This is a genomic window from Exiguobacterium sp. s140 (assembly GCF_018617035.1).
GTDB lineage: Bacteria > Bacillota > Bacilli > Exiguobacteriales > Exiguobacteriaceae > Exiguobacterium > Exiguobacterium profundum.
Window position 1 is genome coordinate 1400363 of record NZ_JACSJK010000001.1, and the last position, 21386, is coordinate 1421748.

General features: G+C 49.3%; 21 protein-coding genes. 11 read left to right on the forward strand and 10 right to left on the reverse strand.

Annotation, left to right across the window (positions count from 1 at the left end; all coding sequences use genetic code 11):
• Positions 1–52: 52 nt before the first annotated feature.
• Together KNO61_RS07255 and abc-f are read right to left on the reverse strand one after the other, a co-directional pair.
• Positions 53–817, reverse strand: a complete 765-nt coding sequence (locus KNO61_RS07255; protein ID WP_214757279.1) for a hypothetical protein — start codon at positions 815–817, stop codon at positions 53–55.
• An 11-nt stretch (positions 818–828) separates the two neighbouring features.
• Positions 829–2526 (reverse strand): ribosomal protection-like ABC-F family protein, encoded by a 1698-nt coding sequence (gene abc-f, locus KNO61_RS07260; protein WP_214731770.1) that lies wholly within the window; start codon positions 2524–2526, stop codon positions 829–831.
• Between the two features lie 367 nt (positions 2527–2893).
• Between abc-f and KNO61_RS07265 the strand changes: the two genes are divergently transcribed.
• From KNO61_RS07265 to KNO61_RS07275, 3 genes are all read left to right on the forward strand, one after another.
• The gene (locus KNO61_RS07265) at positions 2894–3799 is read left to right on the forward strand and encodes an MBL fold metallo-hydrolase (protein ID WP_240499792.1); all 906 of its coding nucleotides are present in this window, start codon (positions 2894–2896) and stop codon (positions 3797–3799) included.
• A gap of 61 nt (positions 3800–3860) precedes the next feature.
• On the forward strand, positions 3861–4694 hold the full coding sequence (locus tag KNO61_RS07270; protein WP_214731772.1) for an aldo/keto reductase: 834 nt from the start codon (positions 3861–3863) through the stop codon (positions 4692–4694).
• A 12-nt stretch (positions 4695–4706) separates the two neighbouring features.
• Positions 4707–5321, forward strand: coding sequence for a PH domain-containing protein (locus KNO61_RS07275; protein WP_015881030.1), 615 nt, complete (start codon positions 4707–4709; stop codon positions 5319–5321).
• 42 nt (positions 5322–5363) lie between these two features.
• On the opposite strand, the gene KNO61_RS07280 is transcribed toward KNO61_RS07275, so the two are convergent.
• Entirely contained in the window at positions 5364–5882 is a 519-nt protein-coding gene (locus KNO61_RS07280; protein ID WP_078146481.1) for a DUF1836 domain-containing protein, read from the reverse strand.
• Positions 5883–6009: 127 nt separating this feature from the next.
• Here KNO61_RS07280 and trhA point away from each other — a divergent pair, with 127 nt between their 5' ends.
• The 3 genes from trhA to KNO61_RS07295 all read left to right on the forward strand — a co-directional run bounded on the left by trhA (position 6010) and on the right by KNO61_RS07295 (position 8752).
• Entirely contained in the window at positions 6010–6654 is a 645-nt protein-coding gene (gene trhA / locus KNO61_RS07285; protein ID WP_031421292.1) for a PAQR family membrane homeostasis protein TrhA, read from the forward strand.
• A gap of 87 nt (positions 6655–6741) precedes the next feature.
• Positions 6742–7437 (forward strand): DsbA family oxidoreductase, encoded by a 696-nt coding sequence (locus KNO61_RS07290; protein WP_214689284.1) that lies wholly within the window; start codon positions 6742–6744, stop codon positions 7435–7437.
• Between the two features lie 97 nt (positions 7438–7534).
• Entirely contained in the window at positions 7535–8752 is a 1218-nt protein-coding gene (locus tag KNO61_RS07295; protein WP_214689286.1) for an MFS transporter, read from the forward strand.
• 24 nt (positions 8753–8776) lie between these two features.
• Here KNO61_RS07295 and KNO61_RS07300 read toward each other — a convergent pair whose 3' ends face one another.
• From KNO61_RS07300 to KNO61_RS07315, 4 genes are all read right to left on the reverse strand, one after another.
• Complete coding sequence (locus tag KNO61_RS07300) at positions 8777–9871, reverse strand: MBL fold metallo-hydrolase (protein ID WP_214731776.1); 1095 nt, start codon at positions 9869–9871, stop codon at positions 8777–8779.
• 196 nt (positions 9872–10067) lie between these two features.
• Positions 10068–10646, reverse strand: coding sequence for an SCO family protein (locus KNO61_RS07305; RefSeq protein ID WP_031421282.1), 579 nt, complete (start codon positions 10644–10646; stop codon positions 10068–10070).
• 13 nt (positions 10647–10659) lie between these two features.
• Positions 10660–11073, reverse strand: coding sequence for a disulfide oxidoreductase (locus tag KNO61_RS07310; RefSeq protein WP_214684844.1), 414 nt, complete (start codon positions 11071–11073; stop codon positions 10660–10662).
• A 1-nt stretch (position 11074) separates the two neighbouring features.
• Positions 11075–11734 carry a DsbA family protein gene (locus KNO61_RS07315; protein WP_214689290.1) on the reverse strand — a complete coding sequence of 220 codons (660 nt, stop codon included), beginning with the start codon at positions 11732–11734 and terminating at the stop codon, positions 11075–11077.
• Positions 11735–11856: 122 nt separating this feature from the next.
• Here KNO61_RS07315 and KNO61_RS07320 point away from each other — a divergent pair, with 122 nt between their 5' ends.
• Positions 11857–13449 carry a diguanylate cyclase domain-containing protein gene (locus KNO61_RS07320; RefSeq protein ID WP_214689298.1) on the forward strand — a complete coding sequence of 531 codons (1593 nt, stop codon included), beginning with the start codon at positions 11857–11859 and terminating at the stop codon, positions 13447–13449.
• Between the two features lie 46 nt (positions 13450–13495).
• Here the strand turns inward: KNO61_RS07320 and KNO61_RS07325 are convergent, their stop codons facing one another.
• From KNO61_RS07325 to KNO61_RS07335, 3 genes are all read right to left on the reverse strand, one after another.
• Positions 13496–14173, reverse strand: a complete 678-nt coding sequence (locus KNO61_RS07325) for a DUF6241 domain-containing protein (protein WP_214689300.1) — start codon at positions 14171–14173, stop codon at positions 13496–13498.
• Between the two features lie 138 nt (positions 14174–14311).
• Positions 14312–15592 (reverse strand): 2-oxoglutarate dehydrogenase complex dihydrolipoyllysine-residue succinyltransferase, encoded by a 1281-nt coding sequence (odhB, locus tag KNO61_RS07330; RefSeq protein ID WP_214731778.1) that lies wholly within the window; start codon positions 15590–15592, stop codon positions 14312–14314.
• Between the two features lie 18 nt (positions 15593–15610).
• On the reverse strand, positions 15611–18466 hold the full coding sequence (locus KNO61_RS07335; protein ID WP_015881016.1) for a 2-oxoglutarate dehydrogenase E1 component: 2856 nt from the start codon (positions 18464–18466) through the stop codon (positions 15611–15613).
• A gap of 337 nt (positions 18467–18803) precedes the next feature.
• Here KNO61_RS07335 and KNO61_RS07340 point away from each other — a divergent pair, with 337 nt between their 5' ends.
• From KNO61_RS07340 to KNO61_RS07355, 4 genes are all read left to right on the forward strand, one after another.
• Positions 18804–19736, forward strand: coding sequence for an ABC transporter ATP-binding protein (locus KNO61_RS07340; protein ID WP_074037619.1), 933 nt, complete (start codon positions 18804–18806; stop codon positions 19734–19736).
• Positions 19714–20451 (forward strand): ABC transporter permease, encoded by a 738-nt coding sequence (locus KNO61_RS07345; protein ID WP_214872864.1) that lies wholly within the window; start codon positions 19714–19716, stop codon positions 20449–20451. The genes KNO61_RS07340 and KNO61_RS07345 overlap by 23 nt, the downstream gene beginning before the upstream one ends.
• 65 nt (positions 20452–20516) lie before the next feature.
• Positions 20517–21065 (forward strand): cysteine hydrolase family protein, encoded by a 549-nt coding sequence (locus KNO61_RS07350; protein ID WP_214872865.1) that lies wholly within the window; start codon positions 20517–20519, stop codon positions 21063–21065.
• Positions 21066–21170: 105 nt separating this feature from the next.
• Positions 21171–21365, forward strand: coding sequence for a hypothetical protein (locus KNO61_RS07355; protein ID WP_214689412.1), 195 nt, complete (start codon positions 21171–21173; stop codon positions 21363–21365).
• Positions 21366–21386 lie beyond the last annotated feature (21 nt).

Genomic DNA, 21386 nt, shown 5'->3' on the forward strand with positions numbered 1-21386 from the left:
ATTTGAATGAAAAACAATAAAAAAACGGGAGAATGAATTCTCCCGCTTTGTCTCATTTTTGCTCCAGACGGACACGCATGACGCCGTTATAAGGGAACAGTTTCAATTGGAGCGTCTCGCCCTCGAACCAAATTCCGGTCGCTTGTTCGCGAGTCGGTTGTAAGTCTGGCGTCGCGGTTGCTTGTTTGTCCCAATCAACGGCCCGTACTTTTTGGTCCCGGACCATGAGGAAGAATCCATCATAGAAATGATACTCGTTCACTTGGTCACGTTGAACGGCAGAAGGACTGCCAAGCTCCGCACGGACAGTTTCGAGATCTTTCCCAATCCAGTCAAGGACGGACTCCGAAGCGTTTGGGACGACTTGTTGCCAAGCGGCAATCACCTCGTCATCCGATAAAGCTGTCGCCTCTGTCGTCACACTTTCTTCTGTGACCCAGCCGGTCAACCGCTCGTTCAACTGAACTTTCACAAATCCACTTACCGTCTCCAACCGTTCAAATCGATCACCCAAGTCGGCTTCATAAACGACCGTGACCCGGTCATCCGCGTATACTTTCGTATACGGTTGCCCGATATAAATCTTATCTGCCGATTCCGTCTCAGCATCAGCATCAGCCGGTTGTTCCGACTCGGAGTCGACCATTTCCGTGGCAATCTCATCCGATTCCGGTAAAGCCGAGTCCTGTTTCTTGTCAATCAGTGCCGCGAACGCGATGATCCCGACCAAGGCGAGCATTAATGCCAATGCCGTCGTGATACGGAACACGCGTTTACGCTTCCGCGTCGTCGCACGCGACAATCTTCCTCCATTCATGTTCTTCACTCCTACTCGATTCGATTCATTTCACTCGTTTCGTCAAATGGTAGGAGGTTTCCTGCTTCATCAAAAAATTTCAATTCATCTTTTGTCAATTCGTCCATCGTTCTGACCATTTGTTCGACATCGACCGGTTCATCGCGCTCATCGTTCTCACGTATGACAATGTGCTCTCCTAATTCAATCGTGCGCGAAGTCAGACGATGAAAGTAGCGGTCGTGGGAAATCAACAATAATCCACCCGGATAGACGGACAACGCCGCCTCGATTTGTTCGCGTGTCGCCACATCTAAATAGTTCGTCGGTTCATCTAATGCCAACAGATGGGCATCCGAGAAGTACAAGATGAGAAACGCGATTCGACACTTTTCTCCCATGCTCGCCTCGGTAATCGGTCGGTGCACTTCATCTCGCCGGAACAAGAAGTGAGCGAGCAACGTCCGCGCCTCCGTCTCTCCGATCTCACTATTGGCGAGTAACGCCTCAAGTAACGTTCCGGTCTCCGGGAGACGCTCGAGCGTTTGAGAGAAATATCCGATCTTCAGACGAGGATGTCGCTTGATCACGCCCGAGTGTGGTAATCGTTCACCGATCAGCACGTTTAATAACGTCGTCTTTCCGCTTCCGTTCGGTCCGGTAATCGAGATCCGCTCTCCTTTATTCATCGAGAAGGAAAACGGTTCATAGAACGGCTTGTCGTATCCAAACGTCACATCCTCACACGTCAGCCACGTTTTCGCTTCGAGCTCATCCGCCGCAAAACGGACGGAGATGGATTTCTCCTCTTTTGGTTTTTGTGGACGATTGTCTTCGAGCTGCCTTAACTTCTGTTCTCTTGCCTTCATTTTGACGGCGAGATTGGCCGCTCCTTTTTGCGCTCCCGGACTGCGGACACTCGCTGTCGCTTTCGCCTTTAAGTGCCACCCTTTATATTGGGCAATCATCTCGAGAAGTTCTGCCTTTCGGTTCTCGTATCGAGCATGTGCTCGCTCGTCACGCACGCGTTCTTCTTCTTTTTGATGTTTATACGCCGTATAGTTTCCCTGATATCGAGTGACTAGTCCGCCTGACAGTTCAAGAATGGTCGTTGCGACATCATCCATCAGTTGACGGTCGTGTGAGATGATGAGCACCGTCCCCTTAAACTGATTCAACCACTTCGTGAGCCAGTCGATCGACTCGAGATCCAGATGGTTCGTCGGTTCGTCGAGCAGGACGAGGTCCACCCGCTTCATCGTCAGTGTTGAGAGCTGAGCTCGCGTCTTCTCGCCTCCACTTAGCTCGTTAATGTTTCGGAAGAGGTGCTCCTCCAGCCCAAGTCGAGTCAATGCTCTTGTCGCCTCTTGTTCCAAGTTGTACACATCGAGTGCGAGCGCCCGTTCATAGGACCGCATGACACGCATCTCGTCACCAGAAGAAACATCTTCATAGAGCGCATATCGTTCTGGATCACTGCGCATCGTCCACTCAAGTACGGTCATGTCTGTCGATTCGATGGTCTGTCGGACGAGTCCGACCTCGCCAAGACATTCAATCTTCCCGGCTTGCGGGGTCAACTCCCCGGTCATGAGTCGGAAGAGCGTCGTCTTCCCACTCCCGTTCAATCCGAATAATACGGCACGCTCTCCAGCCGCGACCTCGAACGAGACCGCGTCAAATAATGGTTTCCGGTCATAGTCAAACCGGACTTGTTTTACTGCTAACATCTGTTTCACCTCGCTTATGAATCCGATACGCGATGAAACAAAAAACACCATCCGCTTCAAAGCGGTGGTGTGAAGGAATCCGTTCAAAGAGGAAAACGAGCGCTTCCCGTATTTGAAAAAATGGACACACTTCACCCGTGACTGTTCAAGCGAACAATGATGATTCGTCTCATCGTTGGAGTGAACGTGTATTTTTCATAGCACGGTGTACCTCTCTTTCCTAAGTTACTGCCACCTTATCAAATTGAAAGCGGATCCGCAAGAGTGTACCCCACAATCTCCCATTTTTTCTACTCCTTTAGGCGGATGCGGTGCATCTGTCCTCGCGATATGATGACAGTATATTCGAACAGTGAGGTGATGCATGATGCGTCGACGCATTCTCGTTCCGAGTGCCGTCTTGGCGAGCGTCGGAACGTTTCTCTATACACGATTCAAACGACAGCTCCCCCGTCCGCGCTTTAAATGGCCGGAACGTCCAGAACTGACAACCATTGATGAGACGCATGTGCAGGCGACGTGGATCGGGCATTCGACGGTCCTCATTCATTGGTATGGGCTCAAGATTTTAACGGACCCCGTCTTCTCAAAACGAATCGGTGTCCATCTCGGACCGCTGACAGTCGGCATGAAACGTCACACCGCTCCGGCCCTCTCCATTGAGGAGGTCGGCCCGGTCGATGTCATCCTACTCAGCCATGCCCATATGGACCACTTTGACCATAAAAGTTTGAAGCGACTCATCACTCGCGAGACGATTGTCGTCTCTGCTCCTGGGACGAGCCGCCTGTTGCGCCGATACCCGAGTCTGCAGACGCTCGAACTGCATCCACATGACAAAGTGACACTTGCGAACGGGCTCGATGTCCGCGCCATTCCCGTCAAGCATTGGGGCAACCGTTTCCCGTGGGACAAACATATGGGGTACAACGGATACCTGCTCAAATACAAAGGGATTCGTATGCTCTTCGCAGGAGACACGGCCTATACCGACTCCTTCAAAGGACTCGCTGACCGTGAACCGATCGACCTCGCCTTCTTCCCAATCGGTGCCTATCAACCGGACTCGTTCCAGGAAGCACACTGTACTCCGGAACAGGCTTGGATGATGTACAAAGAGAGCGGAGCGAAGCGTTTCTTCCCGATGCATTGGGATACGTTCGTCCTTTCTTATGAGCCTGTCGAGGAACCGTATCATCGTCTCGTCGCGGCCGCAAAACTCGACCGTGACCAAATTGTGATCAAGGCGCACGGGGAAAGCATCCGTCTGTAGTTTTTACTTTCCCTTCATCCAAAATTTCGGTAACGTTATAGACGAGAGGGAGGGATTTTTTATGGAATGGACGACGTTGAATAATAACGTCAAGATGCCGATGCTCGGGCTCGGTGTCTATAAGGTCGAAGATGGCGCAGTGACGGTCGATACGGTCAAAGCTGCGCTCGATGCAGACTATCGATTGATCGATACGGCTGCGATTTATCAAAATGAAGAGAGTGTCGGACAAGCGCTTCGTGAAGCAGGCATCCCACGAGAGGACGTCTTTGTGACGACAAAGCTTTGGAACGAGTTCCACGGATTCGACGAGGCGCTCCAAGCGTTTCAGGATAGCTTAAATCGGCTCGGACTCGAGTATGTCGACTTGTTCCTCATCCACTGGCCGATGCCTCGTTTCGGTAAATTCGTCGAAACGTACAAAGCACTCGAACAGCTGTATGAAGAAGGACGCGTCCGAGCAATCGGCGTCTCGAACTTTGAGATCGAGCATTTGGAACAAATCATTCAATCTTGCTCGATCGTCCCGGCCGTGAACCAGGTCGAGATCCATCCATATTTGTCTCAGAAAGAACTGATTGCATTCTGCAAGCGATATGACATCCAAATTCAAGCGTGGAGTCCACTCATGAAAGGACGCGAAGCGCTCGAAGATGAGACGATTGTCAAGGTTGCGAACGCTCACGGCAAGTCACCGGCTCAAGTCATCTTGCGTTGGCATTTACAGAACGGAGTCGCCGTCATTCCAAAATCGGTCACACCGAGTCGAATCAAAGAAAACATACAGGTATTCGACTTCACGTTGACGAAAGAAGAGATGGCGGCCATCGATGCGCTCAATCGTGACGAGCGGACCGGGTCCGACCCGAAAGAGATGCATAAAATCCATTACTGAGGAGTGAATGACATGTTCAAAAAACTGGCTTCTGATTTGACTGGCTTCAGCGACATCGGTGAGGTGATCGACCCGTCCGATTTTGATAAGGCGGACTCGGATGATTATGTCCTCCATGAGGATAACGAAAAGATCTATTTCTTGATCAAATCAAAATCGGATGAATACTGCTTTACAAACTTAGGTATGATTCACCTTGATGGAACGAGTGCGATGAGTTCGAAACGAGTGCTATATCGTTACCCTTACGCACACTATCCGATTAAGCACGTCATGTTCGAGACGGCCGGCACCGTCGACCTCGATGTCGAAGTCAAATTCACAATCGGCGACAAGCCATACTCAATCGATATCAACAAGAAACAAATCGAGCACGTGAAAGATTTGTACAAGGCACTCCTCGCGATTGAAGAGATTCAGCGGGAAGGCCGTCGCATGATGGAGTATGCGAACACATCACTGACTCACTCCGTCTCGATCTTGAGCGGACTTCGTGAAGGTGACATGAACGTGCCGAACACGTTCAAGGAATTGAACGAGCAATCGTTCGATTGGCTACAACGCCACTATCATGAATGGAACCGTAAAGACTTCGGTACGGTTTACGAGAAATACATCAATAACTAAAACAACTCCTCCGCAGACGATTTGTCTTCGGAGGAGTTGTTTTTAGTTCTCATCGATCAATTGCTCGGCCAACCGCTGATACAAGTGGCTCATATGAACGGCAGATGCGATGGCGAGCGTTCGCTTGACATCGCTCTCTTTTTCGAGCGATGTACTTAATAGCGTGTCCGCCTGGGCTTCGAACGCTTCTAGATTCTTCACTTTCTGAGCCTGATAGGCCTCGTAGAAGTCTTCAAGTGAGAACGTCTCATCCGACTCGTTCAACGGTCGGAGCGTCTCCTTAATATCACTGATCGACAAGAGACCTTTCATCTCATAAATCAAACTGAGTAACATCAGATGTTCATTTGTATACTTTTTATTTTTGACGGGATGAAACAACTTGCCCTTGGCATAGTTGTTGATCATCGTCTTCGTCAAAATGGTCTCCTTCTCGTTTCGCTTCATCTTCCCATAATGCTGCTCGAACAGCTGGATGACCTGATCCATGTATAAATTGATGGTCGGCAGCACATCCCGCGGGAGTGTGCCTTCCGTTTCGGTAATGTCCTTCGCTTTCATCTACCTCACCTCACTTCCTAAGTATAAAGAAAACTTCCATTTGTCGAAAGGTACACCTTGCTGTTTGTTCCTCTTCAGTATATCATGTAGTTATCGATACTACATGATGTGATAAGGAGTGTTTTACATGCATTCGATTTTCCGTGAACCCATCAACGCACTGACGCATCTTGCCGGTGCGGTACTGGCTTTCATCGCCCTCATCGCGATGGTCGTCAAAGCCTCGTTACTCGGCTCGCCGCTTGCCATTATGGCCGCGATTCTATTCGGGATCAGCCTCGTCTTTCTTTACTTATCGTCAGGTCTTTACCATAGCATCATCGCCTCACCGAACGTCATCGCTTTCTTCCGGAGAATCGATCATGCGATGATTTACGCATTGATTGCGGGTACATACGCACCGCTCACGTTACTCGCGCTCGAAGGACCGACGCGGTGGGTCCTCTTCGGTACCGTACACGCACTCGCCTTGTTCGGCATTATCTTCAAACTCGTTTGGTTCCATGCCCCGCGTTTCTTGTCCACCGCGCTCTATATCGGGATGGGCTGGCTGTCCGTCTTCTTTATCGGACCGCTCCATGACGTAATCGGCAACGCCGGTATCTTCTGGCTCGTCCTCGGTGGCGTCATGTATACCATTGGTGGACTCATTTACGGGTTCAAGCCAAAATTCGTCAACTGGCGAGGCTGGGGCTTCCATGAGGTGTTCCATCTGTTCATCTTGTTCGGAAGCTTCGCCCACTTCGTCTGTGTGTTTTGGTACGTCTTTTAAGTCCTCCTCGTGGAGGGCTTTTTTCATGAGCCGTTTCCTGTACTTTGAATTCAAGATTTCCTACACTAAGGACAGGAGGGATTCATCATGAAAATTGAAGTATGGTCAGATTATGTCTGCCCGTTTTGTTATATCGGTAAGCGTCGTCTAGAAGAGGCGCTCGAACAGTTCCCACAGGCAGACCAAGTGGAAGTCGAATTCAAGAGTTTCGAACTCGACCCGAACGCCCCGACGAATGATTCACGTACCATCTATGAGGCACTCGCAACGAAATATCGGATGCCGATCGAACAGGCAAAAGGAACGACTGCACAAGTCGCCGCTCAGGCCCGCGAAGTCGGACTCGATTACGATTTTGAGAACATGGTCGTGACGGGTACGCTCGACTCGCATCGTTTGACGCATTACGCGAAAACGGTCGGGAAAGAAAAAGAATTGTCGGAAGCGTTGCTTCAGGCGTATTTTGTCGACGCGAAACACATCGGGAATCACGATGTGCTGCTTGAAATCGCGACAAGCGTCGGACTCGAACGTGACGCCGTGCGTGACGTCTTGACGACTGACGTGTATACGGAAGACGTCCGTGCCGAAGAGAAACGCGCAAGCGACCTCGGCATCACGGGTGTCCCGTTCTTCGTATTCGACAACAAATATGGGGTGTCTGGTGCTCAGCCGACGGAAGCGTTCACGCAAGTGCTCGAAAAAGTCTGGTCTGAGAACAATCCGACGATCCAAGTCCTTTCGAACGGCGCGACGTGCACCGACGACAACTGTGATATTTGATTGATGAAGAAGCCGACGTTTGGCTTCTTTTTTGTGGCTAAATGAATCATTCTCAAGCATAATTATTATCAACAGATAAGAATCGAGGAATACATCTATGTGGAAAAATCGGAACGTCTGGATCATCTTGACGGGCGAATTCGTCGCCGGTCTTGGTCTATGGCTCGGCATCATCGGGAACTTGGAATTTATGCAAGACCGCGTCCCCTCTGACTTTGTGAAGGCGGTCATTCTCGCCATCGGCTTACTTGCCGGGGTCGCCATCGGTCCGCTCGCGGGTCGCTTGACCGACCAAGGTTCTAAGAAAAAAATCATGCTCATCTCGAGCATCGTCCGGGCGCTCAGCGTGATTTTCATGTTCGTCGCCATCGAGACGAATTCGGTCGTGTGGATGGTCATCTTCTTGATTATCTTACAGGGATCGGCCGCTTTTTATTTCCCTGCCCTTCAGGCAGCGATTCCGCTCATCGTGAAAGAACGGGAACTTCTTGCCTTGAACGGCGTTCATATGAATGTGTCTACCTTGTCGCGTGTCATCGGGACGGCGATTGCAGGTGTCCTTTTGACACTGATCTCGCTCCGTAACGTCTACGCGCTCTCGCTCGTCGCCTACCTGTTGCTAGCGGTGGCGACGCTCTTCTTGAAACTCGATGAGACGAAAACGCCCTCGGCGAAAAAGGTCGATGCGAAAGCGTCGAGCGGTTTCAAAGACGTCTTCCCAATCATCAAATCGATTCCCGTCATCTTCATGACGCTCGTCATGACGCTCATCCCACTCCTCTTCCTCGGAGGGTTCAACTTGCTCGTCATCAATATCAGTGAGCTGCAGGATTCGACGGCGATTAAAGGATGGATTTATACGGCAGAAGGACTCGCCTTCATGACAGGTGCCTTTATGATTAAACGGATCGGAGAAAAATTCTCGGCGTTCTCGATTTTATTCTCGTTCTCGTTTTTAATCGGTGTCGCCCAACTGATGCTCTATTTTGCGGACATCCCGTTCATGTCCATTGCTGCGTTCGTTCTCTTCGGCTTCTCGGTCGGATGCTTCTTCCCGACGGCGGTCACGATTTTCCAGACACGGATGCCAAAAGAATATCACGGTCGTTTCTTCTCGTTCCGAAACATGCTCGACCGGATTATCTTCCAAGTCGTCCTTCTCGTGACAGGATTCTTCCTCGACTTGATTGGACTTCAGCTCATGGTCGTCTTGTTCGGAATCAGTTCGATCGCGATGACCGGCGCATTTCTTGTATACACGAGAAAGCATCAATTGCATATCGAGGAAGATTCCACAGAGAAGATGTCTTCCTAACAAAAAAACAAGCGGTGACCAAGGTCATCGCTTGTTTGCGTCTTTGAGCTCTCGCCACCACGTCGTCGTATCATTCCGACCGTCGAGCGTGATTCTCTCCCCGATTTTTGGAGTGAGGACGACTTCTTTTGGTAAGAGAGACGACATCTGTTCCGCTGGGTCGAACCAATCGTGGAACGACAGCGTGAACGCCCCCCAATGGATCGGCATCATTTGGTCGGCCCGTAAATCGTGAAACGCTTGCGCGGTCTCTTCCGGTTGCATATGGACGTCTGGCCAGCGCACGTCATATTGCCCGCATTCAAGTGCGGCAAAATCAAACGGCCCGTACTGTTCGCCAATCATCTTGAAATGCGGCGCGTAGCCACTATCCCCACTGAAGAAGAGCCGATCTGTCTCACCTAGGACGACCCATGATGCCCAGAGTGTGCTGTTGCGGTCCGTCAACGAGCGACCGGAGAAGTGACGCGCCGGCGTACAGACGAATGTCCACGACCCTAACGCATACGACTCGCCCCAATCCCGTTCTACGATTCGTTCTGCCCCGACACCCCATCGTTTCAAATGACTCCCTACCCCGAGCGGTACGATGAACATGGCGACCTTGTCTTGGATGGCAAGAATCGTTCCATAATCGAGATGGTCGTAATGGTCATGTGTCAATAAGACGACATCGATTTCGGGCAAGTCCTCTAGTTCGAACGGCAAGTCTTCACTGAAGCGTTCGTTTTTAGCGAACGGGAGTGGGGATGGGCTACGTCCAAACATCGGATCGACGAGCATCGTCTTCCCGTCCATTTGTACCATGAGCGCCGAATGACCGAGCCAATAGATTCTTGTGAAGCTCGAGTCCGTCTTCTCCTCAAAATCGATTGGCACGATCGGAAGACGTTCGGTAGGCTTACGCAGTGACGTCACATCACGATAGTCGCGCGCCATCGACACCATGTCTTGCGCAGAGAAGTTCATCGGTGTCTCATATTGATTACGGAACTTTCCATTGATCCGGTTCGGAGATTGAAGCGATTTCGGCTTTCGTCCAAGTGGTTTGTACTGTGTCAGAATCGTTCCGGTGACAGCCGCCATTCCAACCAATGAGAGCAACATCGTCTTTTTCATGTAGGTCCTCTTTTCTAATAGTTCGTTGAATTGATTATAGCGTGCCTTCGCCGTTTCTATCCGAGAAAGTATGTCGATTCGCTTATCTTTCAAAAAAATGGCGTGCTCTTCATTGAGCATTCTGGTTATTCCATTATATCAGTTCTCTTAAACCAAAAAGACCTGCTCACCCGTGTTTGGTGGAGCAGGTCTTCGGTTAAGATTTTTGCAAGATTTTAATGTCGTTGATGATGTCTTCGGTCGGAACGTTTTGGAAACCAGGATACGCCTTGATGATCTTTCCTTCCTGGTCGACCAAATAGAAATACGTACCGTGGTCGACTTGTGTACCTTCGTCAGGCTTCCGGACGAGCGCCTTGAAGTTCTGTTGGGCAAACGTTTCAATCTCGTCTTGCGAGTAACCTGAGAGGAACTGCCAATCTGCTTTCGCAAGGTCATAGCCACTCATAAACTCTTTCATCTTCTCCGGAGTGTCCACCGTCGGGTCGACGCTGAAGGAAACGAATTGCACGTCTTCGACGCCCTCTTCTTCAAGCGCTTCATTCAGCTTTGTCATATTGTATGTCATCGGTGGACAGACGGTCTCACAGCTTGTGAAAACGAAATCCGCCATCCACACTTTCCCTTTTAAATCGTCAAGACTGACCATTTCTTCATCTTGATTCGTATATTCGAACGATTCGACTTCCCAGTTGAGCGGATCCTCAATCTCTTGACCGCATCCTGCTAGGACGATAAGCATCGTCGTCAAACCAATCATCCACCATTTCTTCACACATGCCAACTCCTTATCGCTTTTTGACGTTCCACATGAGGATCGTGATGAGCGTGAAAGCTGTCAATGCGAGGAACGGGATTGTGATGAACCCGAGCCAGTTAATGTATTGACCGCTACACGGAACTCCTTGTGCACAAGGTTGAATTTCTGCAAAACCTGGCACTTTCTGTACCAAGTAATGGTAAAGTGATACGAAACCGCCTATGATAGTAAGCGGTAACACATATTTCCGAACCGCCCGATCTTCCGTGAAGACGGCAATCCCCAAGAGGATGGTCAGCGGATACATAAAGATACGTTGAATCCAACATAGCTCACATGGCACGAACTCCCGGATCTCACTGAAGTAGAGACTGCCGAGCGTCGCCGTCAACGAGACGAGCCAAGCGAGGTATAACCCATACTTTTCGAGAAATGATTTCATCTTACAAATCCTGCTCGATCAGCTCTTGGATTTTTTCGTAATCGAACGGGTCTTCGAGCATCACACCGTTGATCATGATAGACGGCGTGAATTGGACACCGTTCTCTTTTACAAGACCATCATCCGTACTGACTTTTTCAAGCACGGTCGATTCTTCCCCAAGGTCTTGCTCAAACTTCGCCAAGTCGACCGATGTCGTCGTCTTGCTTGCGATTTCTTTCAGCTTCTCGACGGTCACCCACGCATTGTCGTGTTGTTGTGATTCCGGTTGCGCATCGTAGAGCGCCTTATGGAACTTCCAGAACGACTCAGGATCTTGCTCGTATACCGACTCGGAAGCGAGGGATGCCAAAATTGATTCTTGTTCATGGAACAAGACGTTAATATAGCTGAAGCTGACGTCTTCCTTGTCGAGATAATCCGCTTTCAGTTGCGGGTAAATCGTTTCACCCCACTGTTTACACGAAGGACACTTGTAATCTCCGAACTCGACGACGGATACTTTCGCATCCGGGTTTCCGAGTGTCGGTTGTCCTTCAATCGAGACGTGATCGCCACGCTCGGCTGTCGTCGACTCATCTTGGTTGAGTAAGACGAACACCAATGCGATTAACGCGACCGCAACGATGGTCAAGATGACCAACAATTGATTCTTTTTCATTCTCTTCACCTCTATCTATTTTGACTCGTCTTTCATTATAGCGGAAGCTCTTCTTCCTATCATGATATCGACTCGTTTTTCATAATTCTCTTCAATTCAAGCTTTAGGAGGTTTATTTACGCATGATCAAGTCTTTTACGATGCGCCTCGGACTCATTTTGGCGCTCAGCATTGCCACGCTCGTCTTTTTACTGACAATCGCCCTCACTTCTCTCATCAGTCATAGGGCATCTGATTCACTCGAACAAGAAATCGGGGAACGCCTCTCGACGACATCGCATCAGTTGGCGGACAAGCTCGATTTTTATATGTGGTCACGCTATCAAGAAGTCCAACTCTTACAAGGTCTCGATTTAGAGGACCGAGATGAAACACGTCGACTCCTCGATCAAGTCCAGACGAACATCCCCGCCTTCTCATGGATGGGCGTCACGGATGCGGCCGGGACCGTCGTCGCTTCGACGAACGGGATTCTCGAGGGAGCCTCGATTGCCGAACGACCGGTTTATCTCAAAGCACAAGATGCTCCCTTTATCGGAGATGTCCACGAGGCGGTCCTCTTAGCTGAATTATTGCCTAATCCGACGGGGGAACCCCTTCAATTCGTCGATATCAGTGTCCCGCTTTTCCAGGACGGCTCGTTTCAAGGGGTACTTGCCACTCATTTAAGCTGGGCCTGGGGGAAAGAAGTACTCGAACATTTCAATCGAACGCTTCATGAACAAGTCGATGATACGGATTTATTCGTCATCAGTGAACGAGACAGTGTCGTGCTCCTCGGTCCAGACGACATGGTCGGAAAACCACTCCCTGTATCCTTTACAGAAGGCGCCTCCGTGAAAGAGTGGGATGACGGTCAAGACTATCTGACAGGCATGTCAATCGGAGAAGGATATGATGAATATCCTGGACTTGGTTGGCAGGTCGTCGTCCGTCAGCCGACGGCAGTCGCGTTTGCACCAGTCGAGACACTTGAAACGAGAATTCTATGGATTGGTTTATTGGCCTCACTTGTGACGGCTGTACTCGGTTGGCTACTCGCTTCGATCGTGACGAGACCGTTGAAGCGAATCACCGAAACGGCTTCGCTCATGGAACAAGGGAAAGCAAACACGTTTCCCCATCAATCAGGAATCAAAGAGATTGAGTCGCTCGCGTTCGCGCTCGAATCGCTCGTCACCTCCCTTACGGAGTCAGAGTCGGAACGGGTACACTTTGAAAAACTAGCGAATCGTGACGCACTGACCGGTCTTTCAAATCGGGTCGCCCTACGTGAGCAGCTGAATCAACTACACACCTCGAAAGAACCGTACGTCTTCTTCTATCTCGACCTCGATGGCTTCAAGGCGGTGAATGATACATATGGTCATGGGGGCGGGGACGAGGTTTTGGTCGAGGTCGCACAACGGTTACGGGCTCTGCCCATCGAGGAGGTCTATCCCGTTCGATTGAGCGGAGACGAGTTCTTCCTCATGTTCCCAAGGACTGAGCGTTCGACCCAACAAATTCGGGAGGTTGGAAACACACTCATCGATACAATTTCTAAACCGATTACGCTAGACATCGCATCGGTGAAAGTCGGGGCTAGTATCGGGGTGTCCATTTGGAGTCCACCGGAACCACCACACATTGCCATCGAACAAGCGGACGACGCGTTATATCGGTCAAAAGCGAACGGGAAACATCAACTTTCTTTCCATGAGTCGCTTTCGTGACGTCGTTTCTCCATACGAAAAGGAGTTCGTGATGAACTCCTTTTGCTTATTCTTCCGTATTCGTATTCACGTCTCCCTTCTGTTCTTCCTCTTCTGGCATCGGTTCTAAATCCAGCGTATACACGTATTCTCCCCCAAAGTTATTCAAGATGAACAACTCTTCTTCCGCACGTGTCGCCAGTCCGTTCGAGAATCCGATGGCGGCATACATTTCCTCTAACAAAACGTCCTGCTCTTTATCGATTTCATCGAAGATGGCTTGTTCCCAGCGTTCAATGATACCACCGAGTTGAAGATAGTCATCGTTTTTGATTTTATTCTTGTCACGCAACAACTCCAAATAGTCACGAACCTCTTTCAGATTGTCATGCGTCATCGGGATGGCACCCGCTTTTTCTGTCGCCAAGATTTTTTGATGGGTCATCAGATGCATCGCGTCAATAAGATTCCCTTTGTTCAGCTTTTTGGGATCATCAAAGATGAGTCCCGTCGTCTCCTGTGGATTGATGCGGCGCGTCACATTTTGACGCCGCCCGAGTGGGTCTTCTTCCTTGATGATATCAATCAATTCGAGTGCTCGCGTGTAGTCTTCTTCCGTCATCTGCTCCCGGTCAAGTTCATTTGGATTCGGTCCACTCCAATATGTATAGCCAACATAGGAAGCAATCCCGATGACGACAAGTCCCGTCAGTGCAACCCACCAAAACGCTTTTTTCCGTTTCATTCTGTCCCCACACCCTTTTCTAGCTATTCTCCATCAAGGATAACATATTTACCCAACAACAAATCCCATAAAAAGGGTTTCAATATAACCTTACAAAAAAAACACTCGCCCCTACATAGGAGCGAGTACCTTCTCGTTTTACGCTTCGAACAATAATTGTTCTGGATCTTCAATCATGTCTTTAATGTGCTTGAGGAATGTCACAGCCTCACGACCATCTACGATTCGGTGGTCATACGAGAGTGCCACGTACATCATCGGACGGTTCTCCATTGTATCCGCATCGATGGCGACTGGACGGAGTTGAATCGAGTGCATCCCAAGGATAGCGACTTGCGGTCCGTTCAAGATTGGTGTCGAGAGGAGTGAACCGAACACGCCACCGTTTGTGATCGTGAACGTACCACCTGTCAAATCACTCAACCCGAGTTTGTTGTTACGCGCTTTGTCCGCGAGGTGAAGGATATCTTTCTCGATCTCCCCGAAGTTTTTGCGGTCCGCTTCACGGACGACCGGAACGACGAGACCATCTGGAGCCGAAACGGCGATTCCGATGTCATAATATTTCTTCAAGACGATTTCGTTACCTTGGATCTCAGCGTTCAAGTAAGGCATCCGCTTGAGAGCCGCCACTGCTGCTTTCGTGAAGAATGACATGAAGCCGAGTTTGACATCGTTGTCTTTCACGAACTTCTCTTGGCGACGTTTACGAAGTGCCATGACCGCAGACATGTCGATTTCATTGAACGTCGTGAGCATCGCTGCCGTCTGTTGCACTTCAACGAGACGGTTCGCAATCGTCTGACGGCGACGTGTCATTTTGATGCGCTCTTCTTCTTTTCCATTTGCAGCTGCAGCTGGTTGTGGTGCCGAAGCTGCCGCCGCTGGTTTCTGCTCTTTCACAGCCGGTTTCTCTTCATGTCTCGATACATCATGGACGTTGATGCGCCCGATTGGATCATTCGTTTGAACGGCTGAGAGATCGATGCCTTTCTCACGAGCGAGTTTACGTGCAGCCGGTGTCGCGATTGGTCCTTTACCCGGGCTCGCCACGTGCTCTTCACGTTTCTCGACTTTCTTGCCTTCTTCAATAGACTCTGTCTTTTTCTCAGTCGGTGCTTCTGTTTTCGTTTCTGTCGCGTTTTCCGTCTTCGTCTTCGTCGCGACAGCCGTTCCGCCACCAGAACCTGAACCGAGACGTGCGATGACTTCACCGACTTGAACCGTGTCCCCTTCTCCGGCAAGTTGCTCTTCTAACACACCCGCTTCGTCAGCCGGGACTTCGATATTGACTTTATCTGTCTCGAGCTCGACGATGGCTTCACCTTTTTCGACTTGGTCGCCTGGCTGTTTGAGCCATGTCGCGACCGTTCCTTCCGTAATGGACTCTGCTAACTCCGGTACTTTGATTTCGATCACAATGAGTTCCCCCTTAACTTATTTACGATCTTTTTGATATGTGCTCGTGCCTGCACCGCTCGAGACGACGTCACGAGAGAGTGCTTCACGGATGATGCGTGCTTGTTCTTGTTTATGAGCTGTCGGATTCCCTTCAGCCGGACTCGAACGACGGCGACGACCGATATAACGGACATCGAGTCGGTTCGTTGTGACCGCTTCTAAACGAGGCTCGATATATGTCCAAGCCCCCATGTTTTTCGGTTCTTCCTGAACCCAGACGATTTCACGCGCGTTCGGATAACGGCTGATGACGTCACGAATCTCACGAACCGGGAACGGATAGATTTCTTCGACCCGGACGATATGCAAGAAGTCGAGTGACTCTTCTGACTTGCCGACCGCTTCCGCGAGGTCGATTGCCATTTTCCCTGTACAGAAAACAAGACGTTCGACTTTCTCTGTGTTTTCCCCGAGACCTGGTTGTTCGACGATTGGTTTAAAGCTCTCTTCCGTGAACGCCTCGACTGGTGACGTGGCGAGCGGATGACGAAGCAGACTCTTCGGTGTCATGATGATCATCGGACGAATCTCTTCTTTCCCGAGCATCTCTGCTTGACGACGAAGAATATGGAAGTACTGTGCCGCAGACGAAAGGTTTGCGACTGTCCAGTTTTTCTCCCCGGCAAGTGTCAAGTAACGTTCCATACGTGCACTTGAGTGCTCCGGCCCTTGTCCTTCGTAACCGTGCGGTAAGAGCATGACGAGGCCTGACTTTTGGCCCCATTTCGCGCGTCCCGCCGAGATGAACTGGTCGAACATGACTTGTGCCGAGTTCGCGAAGTCACCGTATTGTGCTTCCCACAGGACGAGTGTATCTTGTGCGAATACGTTGTAGCCATATTCAAATCCAAGCACCGAACCTTCTGAGAGCGGGCTGTTATAGACCGAGAACGATGCTTTCGCCGTCGACAACTCATGGAGTGGCGAGAATTTCTTACCTGACTCGACATCGTTCAACATGATGTTCCGTTGGGCGAACGTTCCGCGCTCTGAATCTTGACCGCTCAAGCGGACCGGCGTACCATCTGAAAGAATTGACGCGAAGGCGAGCGTCTCCGCATGACCCCAGTCAATTTTTCCACCTTCGCTGAACGCATCACGACGACGGTCGAGTACTTTTTGAAGCTTATGGAAGACACCAAAGCCTTCCGGCCAGTTCAATAACTCTTCATTCAATTGCGTGAGGAATTCTCGTTCGACGCTCGTATCGACTTTCGGGAATCCTTTATGGACCGCATCCGGTAACACGATGTCTGCATCCTCTTCTTCAGAAGGAACGAGGTCGCGCGCTGCTTTCAGCGCCTCTTCAATCTTTTGCTCGATTTGTGCTTTCTCATCTTTCGTCATGACGCCTTCTTCCTCAAGTCGTGCGGCATAGACGTGACGGACAGACTGGTGTCCTTTGATGGCTTTGTAAAGGACCGGGTTCGTGTTCATCGGTTCGTCCATTTCGTTGTGACCGTATCGGCGGTACCCGATCAAGTCGACCAAGATATCTTTATGGAACTTGGCACGATACTCACTGATCAACTTCGCGACGGCAACACATGCCTCCGGATCATCCGCATTCACATGGAAGACCGGAATCTCGTAGCCTTTGGCGATATCACTTGCGTAACGCGTCGACCGTGAATCGTTCGGGTCCGTTGTGAAACCGATTGTGTTGTTGGCGATGACGTGAACCGTCCCACCTGTACGGTAACCCGTCAAGTTTGTCATGTTGAGTGTCTCCGCGACGATGCCTTGTCCTGGGAAGGCCGCATCTCCGTGGATCAAGATTGAGGCTGCCAAATCGTCGTGCTGTACAGCCGATCCTTTTTCAGAACGGTCATCTTGTGCGGCACGCGTGTATCCTTCGACGACCGACCCGACGAACTCGAGGTGACTCGGGTTGTTCGCCAAGTTGAGACGGACTTCTTTTTGCTGTTCGACCACTTTCCGGTCAAGACCGAGGTGATATTTCACATCGCCTGACCAACCGAAGTTGATGCCGATTGACCCTTCAGATGGGATCAATTCTTTGTTCGGTGCGTGCTGGAACTCCGCAAAAATCATTTCGTATGGTTTGCCGAGAACATGGGCAAGTACGTTCAAACGTCCACGGTGGGCCATCCCGATGTTGATATGTTCCGAACCGCTCGAAATGAGGCCTCCGACCATCGCATCGAGAAGTGGCACCATCGCATCCAATCCTTCGATCGAGAAGCGTTTTTGTCCGACGTATGTTTTATGAAGGAATGATTCAAACAGTTCTGTTTCAGCCAAACGTTTGAATAACTCAATTTTTTCTTCTTTCGAGAAGGTTTGCTGTAACGCCCCTTGTTCGACTTGACGACGAATCCACTTCTTCTCTTCCATGTCATCTAAGTGACGGAGTTCGATGGCGACCGTTCCTGTATAAACGTCAAGCAAGTGACGGAATAGTTCCAAGGCGCTCGCGTTTGGTTTTGGTGCATCATCTGATAAAAGGCGGGCTGGAATTTGTTTTAAGTCTTCTTCTGTCAAATCATAGCGTGACAGTTCGAATAACTCCTGCTCGCGCGGATGGTCTTTTAGTGGATAAATATCAGCTGCTTTATGACCGAAAGCACGGATGTCGTTGATGAGCCGTGTCGCCGAAACGACCTTCTCTAAATCAAACGATGGACCCGAGACTGGAACTTCTGTCGGTGTCGACGTTTCCGGTGCCCCAAATTCGTCAAAATATCGGCGCGTTTCTTCATCGACCGATGATGGGTCTTCCAAATATTGTTCGTACAGTTCAATGATGTAGCCTAAGTTAGGACCATAAAATGCTTGCGATTTCTCGTGAACATTCGACGACTCTCCCATTGAATAAATCCCCCTTATCCATTCCTAAACGTTCAATCTGTGAACGCTTTCATTTTAACATGTAGCCCGAAGCAGTTCACCTTTCTCCTACCCTGGTGAACAAAACCAAATCTTGCCTCTTACGCTCAACTTCATACTACACCTTTCGTCGCAGAAAGACCCTTACAAATTCACAATTCGTCCATACTATTTCAATAAGTTTTGCTTATCGATAAATTGTGTCTTGATGTATTTGTTTCAACAATTTCAAAAAAAGATGAAACCTTATTTCAAACAGCCTCGTAATAGGGAGTGTAGGCATTACACTATTACTCTTAACAGAAAGCTAGGTGACCACATGTTATCCGTACAAAATGTCCATAAAAAGATGGGAAAAGCAACGGTATTGACAAATGTCAGTTTTGACGTTGTTCCAGGAGAAATTTTCGGATTCCTCGGACCGAACGGCGCCGGGAAGACGACAACTATTCGAATCATCACAGGTCTCATGCCTGCGACGCACGGGACCGTGACAGTCGATGGGTATGACGTGGCGAACAACCGCCAAGAAGCGCTCAGCCGAATCGGGGCCATCGTCGAGAATCCTGCATTCTATCCGTACATGACGGGCCGGGAAAACTTGATTCATGCGATGAACTTGATTCCGAACTTGAAAAAAGTCGACTTGAATGCACTCGGTGCCCTCGTCGGACTCGACGGAAAGCTCGATATGAAAGTCAAACAGTACTCACTCGGGATGAAACAGCGCCTCGGGATTGCCCGTGCCTTGTTGCATAACCCAAAAGTGCTCATCTTAGATGAGCCGACGAACGGTCTTGACCCAGCCGGGATCGCCGACCTTCGGAATTACTTACGCCATCTTGCGGACCACCGCGGAATCGCCATCCTTATCTCGAGCCATTTATTGAGCGAGATGGAATTGATCACCGACCGTTTCGCAATCATTGACCAAGGACAAATCAAGTCAGTGGAAGACGGACAGACGAAGGCTGACAGCGTCATCCTCTGTAAAGTTGCCAAGGAACAGATGAACGAGGCACTTGACGTCGCAGCACTCGCCTTCGATGATGTGAAAATCGTCCAGCAGTCTGCCGAGTCGTTTATCGTACCGCGTCAAGAGACAGACATTCCGGTCTTACTGAAACAATTAATCGAGCGCGATATCGCCGTCTATCAAATTGGCATGAAACACGAGTCACTCGAAGAACAATTCTTGAAATTGACGAAAAAAGAAGGAGGTACGAACAATGCGTTCATTACTCAGCAATGAATGGATGAAATGGCGTCGTACGATTAAACCATACGTCGCCCTAGGCGTGTATACAGCAATCATCCTCATCGTATACGCTGTATTGGCCAGTGGTGAAGGTACACCAGAAGCGGCATCATTCTTTGAATTTTCAACGATGGGTGCCATCGCTTTCTTGAGTATTTTTACGATTGTCTTTACGGCCGAGATGGTCGGGAACGAATTGAAATTTGATACGTTGAAACACTTGTTGATGAGCCCGTACTCTCGCGACCGCATCTTATTGTCGAAGCTCGTCATGGCCGTCCTCGTCATGTTGCTCCAATTCGTCTTTATCTTGGTCGTCGCGTTCGGGTTCTCACTCACGTTAGACGGCTCTGTCACATGGGATGTCGTCCGTCCGATCCTCATCAGTGTGAGCGGACCGATCTTCATCATCTTCTTGACGCTCATGTTCTCGGTCGTCTTCAAGTCGGTCGGCGTCGTCATCGGTTTCACGGTACTCGCAAACTTCGCCTCAAGTATCATCGGCGGTCTTCTCGTCGCTTGGAAACCTGAGCTTGCGAAATGGATTGTCTTCTTGCATACAGACCTTTCCATCTATGACGTCAACCCAGAGTTTATGAAAGCGATGGACGCTACGATGGGCTTCTCGATTTTCTATGTCGCCCTTCATATCATCGTCTTCTATCTCATCACGGCATTTATGTTCCGCAGTAAAACGTTCGCTGAATAAGCATACTTCAAATGAAAAAGTGGTACCTCTTTGCTATAGGAGTTTTATAGTAAGGAGGTATTTCTATGTCTAGGACGGCATTACTCATTATTGATTTGTTCAATGATTTTGATTTTGAAGGTGGCGACATGCTACGTAAACATACGGAAGCGATTGTTGAACCGATTCTCGAGCTTAAAAAGCACTTTAAAGAGTTGGACTTGCCCGTCATTTATTGTAATGATAACTTCGGACAATGGAAAGATAGCACGGAAGACATCATTGAGTATGTAAAGGCTTCTAAGGGTGAACATATTGCCTCGCAAATCGAACCGGAAGATGAAGAGTATTTTATTATAAAACCAAGGCACTCCACTTTCTTTGGAACTCAGTTAGATATTTTACTTCGTCAGTTAAACGTGACGAAATTGATTTTAACCGGAGTCGCGACGGATATTTGTATCCTCTTTTCTGCAAATGATGCATATATGCGTGACTATGATATATATGTACCTCGTGATTGTGTGGCGGCAGAAACATCAAAACGTCACGAAAGTGCCTTGACGATTATCGATGAAGCACTGGGAATTGAAATATCTCCTGTGTCTGAATATATGAGTCACATTCAAAAGTGATTTATAGTAATCAGCGTGGTCACAAAATCCCAACATTTAGAACGTTTTCAAGCTCTTCTTTTAAGCTATTCTTAAGTTATAACTGTCAGTAAAGGGTGTGATATTTTGTACCTAACAATCGGATTAGCCTTGCTCGTCTGTTTGATTGCAATGATTTTCACTATTATGGTCGGGCTCGGGAAAGACCGCTCCACGTACAGTCAAAAGAAGAGCTGGTCGATGGTATCTTGGCTCTACATCATCTTGCTCCCTGTCTCGTTCATCGGACTCGGACTCCTCTACTATTTCATTACGAAATAACACAAAAATCACGATGCCAGC